Below are 12,005 nucleotides of genomic sequence, written 5' to 3'. Positions count from 1 at the left end.
GCTCGCGCCTCACATCAGCGCAGCATCCACCAACCACAAGTCGGACGTGCGCTTTGTAATCAGCAGGCGCGTATCGCCCTGTGAGCTTTGTTTATGCCTGAGCGATGAAGAATTCCACGGCCCCATCACGACCGCGCAACTCAATGGCCGGATCATCAGCAGGCACCCACAGGGCCTGCGTCGCAGAGATCTCCTCGGTGTGCTCCGCTTGGGATGCGACGGTAACCCCACGGACAGCAAGAATCACAGCCGGCCCGTCATGATCGAAAGTCACGGACTCACCGGCATCGAGCTGGTATCGACTGAGGTGGTATTCCTGCGCCGGGCAGGGATAATCGGTGCGCACCCCAGCGTGGGACACCTCAACCTGGGGGTCTTCCAAGCTATGGAAGTCCAACACTTTCACCAGTTCAGGCACGTCCACATACTTTGAGGTCAAACCACCCCGCAGCACGTTGTCGGAGTTGGCCATGATCTCCACTCCCATGCCATGCATGTAGGCGTGGAGCTGCCCCGCCCCGAGGTACAAAGCCTGCCCGGGTGCAAGATTGACCTTGTTTAACAGCAGCGCCCCCAAAACCCCAATGTCGGTGGGATAGCGCTGTCCCAGGGCAATTACATTGAGCAGTGCATCCTTGATCCACTCCTCGGCGTCCTCGCGGGCAACATAGTCTCGTGCGCAGGACAAGACGGCCTCAATCAGGGGGCCGCGAGCGGCCGCTGGAATGGTGATCCACGTGGTGAACAGGGCCCTGAGATTGGCTTCTTCGTGCTCCGGGTCGTCGTCAATGACAGTCAGGTAGCGGAAAAGTTCGGGACAGTCGAGGGCAGCGAAAAGCTCGCGGGTTTTTTCCAGTGGACGGAAACCAGCCAGTGCCGAAAACTCGGTGAGCGCAACAATCAGCTCAGGCTTGTGGTTGGGGTCCTTGTAATTGCGGTTGCTGGCGGAGCAATCAATGCCTGCGCTTTCCTCCAGTGCGAAGCCCGCCTCGGCCTGCTGCTTGGTGGGGTGCGCCTGCAGGCTTAAGGGTTCGTCCGCGGCGAGAATCTTGAGCAAAAACGGCAGTGCGATGCCGAATTGTTCCTCCACGCGAGCTCCGACGCTGGCGGCAGTGAGGGTCTCATCGAGGGGCTTGTCACCCAGGTAGCTGGGGCTGCCAGGGTGTGCCCCGTACCACAATTCGGCTTCGCGGTCGTCGGAGCTTTCCTCGCCGCGAAGACCCGCAAGCAGCGTGCGAGAACCCCACGGGTACGCCCGGATGGAGCCGGTGAGCTGCTGCATCAAACCTCCACGTCGATGAGTTTTAGGTGTGCGCCACCAGTGGTGTGTGGTGGCGCGTTGGGGCGCCCGCAGCGGGTTTCAGCGGTGGGATACACCGGGGAAGCCCGCTCGGACGCAATCAAACAACAAACGTTCAGGGTAGCACGCCCCGCGTAGCGACAAGCCGCCTCGTGTGGTTGTCACCCCGCAGGGTGAAGTCCTACAGAATGCTAGGCCCTAATAATGCCGAGGATTTCGTCGACGAGGGCGGTGACTTCCTGGGCGGTCGGGGCTTCCACGTTGAGACGCAAGAGCGGCTCGGTGTTGGAGGCGCGCACGTTGAACCACGCCGGAGTGGATTTCAGTTCCACGGTCACCCCGTCGAGACGATCGATCGATTCGGTGCGGTCTGCGAAGGCATCCAGGACCGCTTGGGTGCGTTCCTGTTGGGCCTGGGCGGAGTCGAGGCGGGAGTTGATTTCCCCGGAGGCTTCGTAGCGGGTGTATTGCTCCATCAGCTCAGACAGAGGCTTGTCGGTTTCGCCCAGGGCCGCCAGAACGTGCATCGCGGCCAGCATGCCGGAGTCCGCGTTGAAGAACTCGGTGAAGTAGTAGTGGGCGGAGTGCTCACCACCGAAGACCGCACCGGTTTGCGCCATGGTGGCCTTGATGAAGGAGTGGCCGACTCGGGTACGCACCGGGGTGCCGCCGTTTTCGCGGATGATATCCGGGACGGTTTTGCTGGTGATCAGGTTGTGAATGATGGTCGCGCCCGGGTTTTTCGCCAGGTAGCGTTCCGCGATGATGGCGCAGATCGCGGAGGGCGTTACCGGTTCACCGCGCTCGTCGACGACGAAGCAGCGGTCGGCGTCCCCATCGAAGGCCAGGCCAATATCGGCGCCGCTTTCGACGGTGAAGCGCTGCAAGTCCACCAGGTTGGCGGGCTCAAGCGGGTTGGCTTCGTGGTTGGGGAAGGTGCCGTCAAGCTCGAAGTAGAGGGGCTTGATTTCAAAGGGGAGCCCTTCCATCACGGCGGGGACGGTCAGCCCGGCCATGCCGTTTCCGGCGTCGACGGCCACAGTGAGGGGGCGGCTGTTTTCCAGCGGCACCAGGTTGCGCAGGAATGCCCCATAGTCGGCGAGGACGTCTTTTTCGATGATCTCCCCGGTGCGGGTGCCAGCTGCGGGCGCCGGGACTCCCTCGACGAGCGCGTCTGCGATGGCGGCCAGGCCGGTTTCTTGCCCGATGGGCTTAGCGCCGGCGCGGCACATTTTGATGCCGTTGTATTGGGCCGGGTTGTGCGATGCGGTAAACATTGCGCCCGGGCAGTCGAATTCACCGGAGGCGAAATAGAGTTCGTCGGTGCTGGTTTGTCCCAGGTAATCCACGTCGAGCCCGTAGCGGGCTGCACCGCGGGCAAAAGCGTAGGACAACTCGGGGCTGCTGTCGCGCATGTCGTGGCCGATGACGATCTTTGTGGCGCCTTCGCCGGCCATCAGCCGGCCGAAGGCGGAGCCAATCTCCTGGAAGAATTCGGCGTCAAATCCGGGGCCGACGACACCACGGACGTCATAAGCTTTGATGCTGGCGTCGACCTGTTCGCGTGAACGCATGGGGGAAAACTCCTTGGAAGAATGTGCGCCACTGCTTGTGGTGGCGCGGGGTGGCCTCGACCGGGCGGGCTGGCCCGCGGGAGGTGGGTGTGCGGTGGGGTGCTGTGGCGTTGGTGGCCTCAGGTATGAAAGGGTTTTTCTGCCTACCGCACGGTGATGGGGTTACATCTTGTGTAACGCGCAAGATGGGCTGTCTAGTTCCGCATGGGTGGAGCCAAAAGGATTTGGGGGCGGCCCCGCAGGCACATCCTGGGTGCTGCTGCCGAAATGTGTGGCCCGTCGCGTGGGGGCTGCGCGTCCAGGGCGCTGCCGGAGACCTATGTACCAGGTGGCTGTGCGCGACCCGCAGCACCGCGGGCGCGCCCCAGGTGCCGGTGGTGGGCCGCTGGGCTGTAAAGCGTTGTTATTGCTCGTCTTCGGGATCCGGGACGATGCTGAGGTGGCCGCGACGGGTGCGGGGTGGTGCCGGAGTTTGACGCTGAGAGGGGTGCCGGGCCGGCCCTTCGTCGAGGACGCTGGATCCGTGCCCGCCGACTTCGCGGACGGCCTTGGCCAATGCGGTCAGATCATCGTCATCGTCGCGGATGGTGATGTCTTCGACGCGGAGCAGCTCCCAGCCTAGGGGTGCGGTGATTTTGGCTGCGTGGTGCTCGCACAAGTCCCAGGTGTGTGGCTCGCTTTGGGGGGCTAGGGGCCCGACAACAGCGGTTGATTCTGAGTAGGCGTAGGTCAGGGTCGCGACTGCGGGTTTGCCGCAGCCGGGGCGGGAACAACGTCGAAATTGGCTCACGGAAGTGAAGTTTAGACCTTTAGTCGAAGGTTTTCTAGGTTTTTTCTTCGGCGTGGCGTGGCGAGCAATCACCCTTACAGAGTGCGCCCCTAGTCTTAGCTGCATGCACACCAGGGCTTTCAGAGATCGACACGGGCGCGGCCAGCGCGGCCCCATCATGCCGCAATCGATTCCCCGTTTCGCCTCGCGCAGTCAGCGTTTCGATGATTTGGTGCGCAATGCCTATGCCCCGATTGCTGAAAATTTTGCCGAGGAGCTCGCCCACGTCGATGTGGCAGTGGACATGATTCCGCGGATGCGCCTGATTTCAAGCAATACGATTTTGCCGGATGAGGTGTGTGCGGACGGGGCGGTGCCGCTGGGACGGGTGATTCCGGCGGGCGTGGATGCGCAGGGGCAGCCGACACGGCCGCGCATTGTGGTTTTTCGGCGCCCCATTGAGGCACGCGCGGCCACCGCGGAGGAGCGTGAGGCGTTGCTCGAGCGGGTGCTGACCAATTTGGTGGCTACCCATTTGAATGTATCCCCGACAGACATTGACCCCACCTACGAGATGTAGGTGGGGTCTGGGTGTCCACCACGATTCGGCGTGGTGTGAAGGCTGTAGGTTGCGTTTCGCGGTGTGGCGTTAGCTGGCGTCGCGACGCAGGCGCAGGCGGCGACGCTCACGCTCGGAGAGTCCGCCCCAGATTCCGAAACGCTCGTCGTTGAGCAGTGCGTATTCGAGGCATTCATCGCGAACTTCGCAGGCCATGCAGATCCGCTTGGCTTCGCGGGTGGATCCGCCCTTTTCAGGGAAGAAGGCTTCAGGATCGGTTTGTGCACACAGTGCTTGTTCTTGCCATTCCCATTCGACCTGCTCGAAGAGCTGGTCATGGCTCACCTGAGCGGCACCCTGAGGGCTTCTAGGCGCGTCGCTTGCGTATTCCTCCACGAGCGCTCCTTTTCTGCAATAGGTTTTCCGACATTGTGGGCTGGGTGGTCTGGCAGGGCCGTCGACGTGTGCGGCGCCCTGGAAGCGTGTGCACTGTGGCAACACTTTCACGGCTGTAGTGTCCGACTACTGCTGCGGTGGGGACGCGATGGGAAAGTTCGCTTCCGTGTCCGCCCACCTTACAGATTTTCCTGCGTGGTGTGCGGGGCGTTCCGCGCCACAAAGTGTTGGCTCCGCTGTGCGGTTTGGGCGGTGGGGCCAACGTCAGTGACGGCTAACTACACAGATGTGATTACACACGTAGTAGTAGTGGCGAGTCAAGCTTGAGCGGAATTTTTTGCCAACTAGGGGGCGTTTCCCCTTGAAGCAGGTCACAGCTTTCACACGCGCCACAAAATGCCCATGCCGGGGGTAATAGGCGGGGGTACTACATATAGTGGTTGCTTGCGCAGACTCCCCCAAAGCGTCTTGCGAACCTCTTAACCGTTTCCACACCCCTTGGCTCATCATGCCATCCCCTCCCCCACTACCCCAGTAACCACACGCGCACCCCGCCGCTTTTCACCCCGGCCAGCGCATAAAAAAGTGGGGTTTCGCCACATTGAGCGAAACCCCACCACACACCAACTGTGGCTGCTAGGCGTCTGTACTGAAGCGCACTCCCCCATCGGGCAGGTTCACCCCGGGCCACACCCGCATTCCGGCTTGCAGTTCACAGCGTGCACCGATGACTGCGCCTTCACCGATGATGCAGTGGCTAATGCGGGCGCCGGCACCAATGTGGGCACCATCGGAAATGATGGAGTTTGACACGATCGCACCCGGCTCGATGGTCACCCCGTCGAAGACGACGGTGTCATCCAGCCGGCAGCCGGCCCCAATTTCGGAACCCCGGCCAACGACGGTGCCACCGAGCAACAACACGCCATCTTTAACTCCGGCGGAGGGATCCACCAGGGATTCACCGGTGCGCCCTTTCAGCAGGGGCGAGGGGGCGATTCCGCGCACCAGATCCGAGGAGCCACGAACGAAATCATCCGGGGTGCCCATGTCGCGCCAGTAAGCCTGGTCGACGTGGCCGTACACGCGCTTGCCTTCCTCCAGCAGCCGGGGGAACACATCGCGTTCCACGGAGACGACTTTTCCGGCCGGAATGCCGGCGATGATCTCGCGCTTGAAGACGTAGCAGCCGGCGTTGATCTGATCCGTGGGCGGATCATTGGTCTTTTCCAAAAAGGCCTGCACCCGGCCGTCCGCGGCGGTGGGGACGCAGCCGAAGGCCCGCGGGTCCGGGACCCGCACCAAGTGCATGGTGACGTCGGCGTCGTTATTGTCGTGAGTTTCGATGACGTCCCCAATGTCGGTGCCGCCGAGCACGTCCCCGTTGAAGACCACCACGGTGTCGTGGGTGAGGTGGTCGTAGACGTTGCGGATCGCACCGCCAGTGCCTAGGGCCGTTTCTTCGACCACATAGTCAATGTCGAGGCCCAGTTCGCTGCCATCGCCGAAGTAGTCTTCGAAAACTTCGGCCTTAAAAGACGTTCCGAGCACAACGTGGTTGATTCCGGCGGCCTTGATGCGCGACAACAAGTGCGCCAGGAAGGGGAATCCAGCCACGGCGAGCATCGGCTTCGGGGTGGACACCGTCAGCGGCCGCAGACGGGTTCCTTTCCCGCCGACGAGGATTACTGCGTCCACGTCGCGGGCTGGAACATCCAGATTCTTCACCTGTTCCAACGCGGCTTCGGCGCTGTGGTGCGACTCATTCATGATCAGGGAAACTCTCCCAACGAGTTTGGGGTTCACCGCGCAACCGTGCCCGGCACAATCAGTAGCCTGTTGCCGATAGCGGGTAGTGCGGATTTTCTACGTGATGAAATAAAACTTCACACCAGCCTAGCGCGACGGCTGGCGATAATTGCTTGGGCTGGCTGTGAACTTCCTAGCATCGGAGTTATATATTCGCCGGTTTTTTTCAAGCCCCGCGGTGCTGAACTTTTTCAGGCGAAAGCCCCAGCACAACCAGGGCACTGCGAATCAGCAATGGCTTTTGCCTTTTTTCGCGCAGGCAACAGCCAGGGCGGCGCGGGTTTTCAGCCCCAACCACAGGGCGGCACGCAACGGCGCATAAAACGCCCCAGCGTGACGATCCGCTTGGAAGCGGAAGGCGCTGTCGTGGTGGGCTGGCAGCATGGCCTCCGGAACGCTTTCGGTGGAGTGCCCCTTGGCGTGAGTAATTGTGGCGGTCGGGCACAAAATGTTGTCCCATCCGGCGCGCCCAAACCTATCCCCCAGGTCGACGTCTTCGAGGTACATGAAGTAGCGCTCGTCGAATCCACCGATGCTGAGGAAAGGATCCCAGCGAACCAGGAGGCAGGAGCCGGATAGCCAGCCGGCTTTCCGTTCGGTCGCCATGTCGGCGTCGTCTTTGTAGGCGGCGGTCCAGGGGTTGCTGGGCCAAATACTGCCGAATAGGGCATGGCCGATGCCGTTGCGGAGCGTCGGCACTGCCCGAGCGGAGGGGTAGATACTGCCGTCGGGTTCGACGATGAGGGGTCCTACGCAGGCTGCGGAGTCGTGGCGGGAGGAGCAGTCCAGCAGTTCGTCGATGCTGCCGGGGCCGAACACCACATCCGGGTTGGAGATCAAGAGGTGCTCGGTGTCGATGTCCCCGTAGTCGCCGCGGCGTAGGGCGCGGGCGGCGATGTTGATGGCGGTGCCGTATCCGAGGTTGCCGCCGGTGGGCAGCAGGAACACGTTGTCGTGTTGCTGTGCGGCTTTTTCCGGGGCGCCGTCGACGGAGCCGTTGTCGGCCATGACGACGATGACGTCGCGGATCGTGGCGCGGCTGAGCGAGTCCAGGAAGCGTTCGAGGTATTCGCCCGGCGAGTAGGTGACGGTGATGACCGCAAGAGGATGGTTCATAACCGGGCTAATTCTAGTGGCTACACCATGTGTAGTTGCTGTGGGACACGGCGGGTTTGCGCTGGAAGGTTGCTGTTACTTCCCTTCTAAATGAACCTGGCTGTCGCCGGCGAGTGCCCGTTTAAGCCCGTGTGTCCAGTGGGGAAGATCGGGGTGCCCGGCCGCCCGCCAGGTGTCGGTGCCGAGCACCGAGTATTGGGGGCGGATGGCCAGCTGACTGTAGGCGTGGCTTGGCACTGGTTTGATCAGCTCGTCGGGGTTTGCGCCCAGCGCGTCGTAGACGGCGCGAGCCAGTTCGTACCAGCTGGCTTGTCCTGATCCGACGATGTGGACGGTGCCCGGTTGGGGTTGGTGGGCCAGCATGAGCAGCCCGTGGGCCAGGTCGATGGCATAGGTGGGCGATCCCACTTGGTCGTCTACGACGATGGCTGGCTGTCCGGCGCGTGCCTTGGCTGCCATGGTGCTGACGAAGTCTTTGTGCTCCGGGAGGGTGTCACCGCTGTAGACCCAGGCGGTGCGGGCGATGGCTGCCCGGGCCCCGGAGGCGCGCACCGCGCGCTCCCCGCGGGCTTTGCTTTCCCCGTAGAGACTGGAGGGGCCAATCTGGTCGTGCGCTTGCCAGGGACTGGTGCGATGCCCGGGGCTTCCGGCGGGAAAAACGTAGTCGGTGGACACGTGGATAAGGAAGGCCCCGGTGGTGGCACATACTGCCGCCAGGTTGGCGGGAATGTCCTCGTTTCCTGCCAGCGCGGCCGCCGGGTCGGTTTCCGCGTGGTCCACTGCGGTGAAAGCGGCCGCGTTGAGCAGCACGGTATCGCTGTCCATCTGGGAAAAAATGGGGTGATCGAGTACCTGTTTTTTATCCGTGAGGTCGAGGTCTTCGCGGCCGAGGTAGTCAACGTGTGTGACCCCGTAGTGTTCGGCGAGGCCTTCCTGGTCGAGCAGCATGCGCAGTGCGGAGCCGAGCTGGCCGTTTTTGCCGGTGATCACTAGACGCATGGTGGTGTTTCCTCGTTGTCGGTTTGTAGGTGGTGGGCGGTCTTATAGCTGTGCTTCGCAGTCGTTGCTTGGCAAGCCGTGATGGCTTGAGCCAGTTGTTGTGTTCTCAATGTAGTCCACGGCGATTTTTGGCCCTTGCATCACCGCTGCACACCGGATCGCCGAGAGTCACGATGGCGCGTGAACTGTCTCGCACCCCATGGTGATCGTGGCGTTTTCTTGTGTGCGCCGTGGCCAGGTTGGGCATTGGCGGCTGGGGTTTTAGTCCTTTGCTGGCCGGGTTGGATACAACATCCACTGCAATAGGTAGACAAGCACCATGGGCACGCCACACAGCGCCGCGATGACGTAGATGATCCTGACGGTTTCGGCAGTGGTTCCGTATACTTCGGCCACCCCGGCGCACACTCCTGCGATGAGTGAATTGTTTTTTGATCGATACCACTTGCTGTGCGGAAAACTCATGACTTTTATCCTGTTCCGGGTGCTTCGAGTTGTTTGGGTGCGACCGGGCTGGATGGCGTGGCGGCCAGCTGGTGCGTTGCGCCGGGTCATGGTTGCCCACTTGCGACGAGGTCACTTCTGGCAGGGCCGCACACCCATAGTAGGTGCGCTGAATCACACCAGTAAAGGGCTTGGTTGCGCAAAAACTCCTGGCTTAACCGGCACGGGCTTGCGGCCGTGGTCGCCGCTTCTGCCAACTGATCCACCATTGGATGGTGTCGGGATGTTTGGTGGAAGTCGTTTCGTGGCCCGCAGACGGTGGAAGCGTGGCTGTTAGTTTCCTGCCGGATGTCTCCCAAATGCGCGTGAACTCTAGGGACTGGGGCGAAGGTGTTTTATGCTGTGGTGTCGGCGTGTGTCCGCATTACTGCGGGCAGGCCTGTTTGTACTGCCTGAAATAAACTCACGCCTTAAATCCGCATTTTTATTGGAGAGCTCTTCCACCGTGACGAATCGGAATATCCGCAATCCTCGTGAGGTTGCCCCGCCGCCTGCACCCCGCACGAGCGCGCAGGCGGGCCACCCGAGTCTGCGGGTGCTGCTTGCTGCACTCTCGACCGTGGTGTTGCTGCTGAGTGGCGCAGGTTTCGTGGTCAGTGGCAAGGTGTCGAATTCTGCTGGAAACCTCTCCCTTGGTGGCGGCAAAGGAACCAAGTCCTGGCAGGCTGCCGATGGCGCGCAGGACATCCTCCTGGTGGGTATCGATTCGCGTTCTGATGCACAAGGCAAGCCCTTGTCGCCGGAGGAAATCGCGATGCTGCGCGCCGGTGATGAGGAAAACGAAAATACCGACACCATCATGCTGATTCGCGTGCCGAACGATGGTTCCTCGGCGACGGCGATTTCGATTCCCCGCGACACCTACATTCATGACGACGTCATGGGCAACATGAAGATCAACGGTGTCTACGGTGCCTATAAGAACGCCAAAAAGGAGCAGCTGTTCTCATCGGGTGTGACCGATGAGGAAAAGCTTGAACAGCAATCCAAGGAAGCCGGTCGCAAGGCGTTGATTAGTGCTGTTTCCCAGTTGTCTGGGGTGACGGTGGATCACTACGCCGAGGTGGGCTTGCTGGGCTTCGTGCTGCTCACGCAGGCTGTGGGTGGCGTCGAGGTGTGCTTGAACGAGCCGGTCAACGAGCCGTTGTCGGGCGCGAATTTCCCCGCGGGACGCCAAACCCTCGACGGCCCCGACGCGTTGTCCTTCGTGCGCCAGCGCCACGACCTTCCCCGCGGCGATTTGGACCGTATTGTGCGACAGCAAGCGTTTATGGCGTCGCTGGTGCACAAGGTCTTGTCCTCCAACACCTTGTCCAGCCCGACCAAGCTGAATAACTTGGCCGATGCGGCCCAGCGTTCGTTGACGCTGGATGATGACTGGGACATCGTCGGCTTGGCCAGCCAGATGAAAAACCTCACCGGCGGCAACGTCACCTTCACCACCATCCCGGTGGTCTCCATCGACGGCGTGGGCGACTACGGCGAATCGGTGGTCACCATCGACAAGAAGGAAGTGCACCGCTTCTTCAAGGACATGCTGGGTGACAAGGACAAGCCGGCTGCCCCCAGCACCAGCGAGACCCCCAACCAGGACCACAAGTTGGTCTCTGACGCTGATGTCATCGTCCTCAACGCCAGCCAGATCACCGGCTTGGCATCCCGCGCAGCCAGCGGCCTGCACCAGGAGGGCTACAAGATCACCGAGGTCGGAAACGCCCCGGATGGCCTGTACACCTACAGCCAGATCGTCGCCTCCAGCGAAAACGACCCCGATGCCAAGGCCCTGGCCACCAAACTGGGCGGGCTGCCCATCACCACCTCCCCCTCCTTGGAGCCCGGGGAGATCACCGTGGTGGTGTCTTCCGACTACAACGGCCCCGTCAGCGACGAGCCGTTCGACCCGGACAACCCGGAAGCCGAGCCTTCGACGAGTGAGGAACCCACCACCAGCGAGGAGCCGGCCGATATTGTGGGCCAGCCCGGCGAAGCCATCGACCCGGACAGCACCCCGGTGATCGACGCCGGTGGTGACGGGCCGCGCTGCGTGAACTAGGTGAACTAGGTGCACTAGGTGAACTAGCCGCACGCCTCCCCCCTTCCCTTATTTCCGCTGTGCCGCCTGCCCAGGGTGCTTTTGCCCCGGGCAGGCGGTTTCACACTTTCCACGCCCCATCGGGTGAGCTCTCGTGCGGGGTGTAGGAAAACTGCCTACCCTGGGGCGCATGGAGTTTTTCAGCCCCTTGCTTGCCGCCGACCCCGCCAGCCCCCGCCTGACCGTCTATGACGATTCCACCGGCGCCCGGCTGGACTTTTCAGCCACCACGCTGAACAACTGGGCCTGCAAAATCGCCAACATGCTCAGCGACGAATTCGACCTGGCAGAAGGCGACAGCATCGGGGTGTGCCTGCCCGCCGGCTGGCAAGCCACGGTCATCGCCGTTGGCGCCGCCGCGCTGGGCATCACGGTGGAATACAGCGACATCAGCACCGTGGCTGTGCTGTTCGCCTCCGCCGACCGGGTGCCGCAGGACGCGGACTGCGAAATCTGTCTCGTCACCGCCGATCCCTTCGGCCGGGGGGTAGCCGAATGTGGGGGCACCGTGCCCGACGGCATGGTCGACTTCGGCCCCACGGTGCGGATGTACGGCGACGACTACCCCTGGCCCACCCCAACCGTCGCCGACTACCTAACACAGCAGCACCCACAGCTGGAACTGCCCGAACCCGGCGCGCGGCTGCTGTCCACCGGATTCCACGACGCCGAGAGTTTCGCCCGCTGTGTGCTCGCCCCGTGGGCTGTGGGCGGGTCCGCTGTTGTCGTGCACTCGGTAGCCTCGACCTCCCGCGTGGAAGAGATCGCGGCCGCCGAAAAAGTCACCGGGCGAATCTAGCCACCAGCTCCCTTTTCCTCGCCCCTCACCGACCGCGGAAACGGGGCGTGGCTGCCCCGGGGTGTGGTGGGGCGCTTTGTGGGGTTTT

The 12,005-nt window shown here is 62.3% G+C and carries 11 protein-coding genes; 3 read left to right on the top strand and 8 right to left on the bottom strand.

Annotated features, from left to right (window positions below; genetic code table 11):
* Positions 1 to 91: 91 nt before the first annotated feature.
* From manA to CAQU_RS02755, 3 genes are all read right to left on the bottom strand, one after another.
* On the bottom strand, positions 92 to 1,282 hold the full coding sequence (gene manA, locus CAQU_RS02765) for a mannose-6-phosphate isomerase, class I (RefSeq protein ID WP_075725023.1): 1,191 nt from the start codon (positions 1,280 to 1,282) through the stop codon (positions 92 to 94).
* Between the two features lie 209 nt (positions 1,283 to 1,491).
* Entirely contained in the window at positions 1,492 to 2,874 is a 1,383-nt protein-coding gene (locus CAQU_RS02760) for a phosphomannomutase/phosphoglucomutase (protein ID WP_075725021.1), read from the bottom strand.
* A 403-nt stretch (positions 2,875 to 3,277) separates the two neighbouring features.
* On the bottom strand, positions 3,278 to 3,664 hold the full coding sequence (locus tag CAQU_RS02755) for a DUF3499 domain-containing protein (protein WP_075725019.1): 387 nt from the start codon (positions 3,662 to 3,664) through the stop codon (positions 3,278 to 3,280).
* A gap of 103 nt (positions 3,665 to 3,767) precedes the next feature.
* On the opposite strand from CAQU_RS02755, the gene CAQU_RS02750 reads away from it, so the two are divergent.
* Positions 3,768 to 4,223, top strand: a complete 456-nt coding sequence (locus CAQU_RS02750) for a metallopeptidase family protein (RefSeq protein WP_075725017.1) — start codon at positions 3,768 to 3,770, stop codon at positions 4,221 to 4,223.
* A gap of 69 nt (positions 4,224 to 4,292) precedes the next feature.
* Here the strand turns inward: CAQU_RS02750 and CAQU_RS02745 are convergent, their stop codons facing one another.
* The 5 genes from CAQU_RS02745 to CAQU_RS02725 form a co-directional block, all read right to left on the bottom strand.
* Positions 4,293 to 4,547, bottom strand: a complete 255-nt coding sequence (locus CAQU_RS02745) for a WhiB family transcriptional regulator (protein WP_245797315.1) — start codon at positions 4,545 to 4,547, stop codon at positions 4,293 to 4,295.
* A gap of 687 nt (positions 4,548 to 5,234) precedes the next feature.
* Positions 5,235 to 6,368 (bottom strand): mannose-1-phosphate guanylyltransferase, encoded by a 1,134-nt coding sequence (gene manB / locus CAQU_RS02740; protein ID WP_084562728.1) that lies wholly within the window; start codon positions 6,366 to 6,368, stop codon positions 5,235 to 5,237.
* 267 nt (positions 6,369 to 6,635) lie between these two features.
* Positions 6,636 to 7,523: a glycosyltransferase family 2 protein gene (locus CAQU_RS02735; protein ID WP_075725013.1), complete on the bottom strand. Its 888-nt coding sequence runs from the start codon at positions 7,521 to 7,523 to the stop codon at positions 6,636 to 6,638.
* A gap of 75 nt (positions 7,524 to 7,598) precedes the next feature.
* Positions 7,599 to 8,522 carry a dTDP-4-dehydrorhamnose reductase gene (gene rfbD / locus CAQU_RS02730; protein ID WP_075725011.1) on the bottom strand — a complete coding sequence of 308 codons (924 nt, stop codon included), beginning with the start codon at positions 8,520 to 8,522 and terminating at the stop codon, positions 7,599 to 7,601.
* A 261-nt stretch (positions 8,523 to 8,783) separates the two neighbouring features.
* Positions 8,784 to 8,987: a PspC domain-containing protein gene (locus CAQU_RS02725; RefSeq protein WP_075725009.1), complete on the bottom strand. Its 204-nt coding sequence runs from the start codon at positions 8,985 to 8,987 to the stop codon at positions 8,784 to 8,786.
* Positions 8,988 to 9,471: 484 nt separating this feature from the next.
* Here CAQU_RS02725 and CAQU_RS02720 point away from each other — a divergent pair, with 484 nt between their 5' ends.
* On the top strand, positions 9,472 to 11,079 hold the full coding sequence (locus tag CAQU_RS02720) for an LCP family protein (RefSeq protein WP_075725007.1): 1,608 nt from the start codon (positions 9,472 to 9,474) through the stop codon (positions 11,077 to 11,079).
* A 169-nt stretch (positions 11,080 to 11,248) separates the two neighbouring features.
* A complete protein-coding gene (locus tag CAQU_RS02715) occupies positions 11,249 to 11,917 on the top strand; it encodes a TIGR03089 family protein (RefSeq protein ID WP_075725005.1) in 669 nt (222 codons plus the stop codon).
* Positions 11,918 to 12,005 lie beyond the last annotated feature (88 nt).

This window comes from Corynebacterium aquilae DSM 44791 (assembly GCF_001941445.1).
Taxonomy (GTDB): Bacteria; Actinomycetota; Actinomycetes; order Mycobacteriales; family Mycobacteriaceae; genus Corynebacterium; species Corynebacterium aquilae.
The sequence above is the reverse complement of the archived record's forward strand: the minus strand, read 5'-3'. Positions and strand labels throughout refer to the sequence as shown.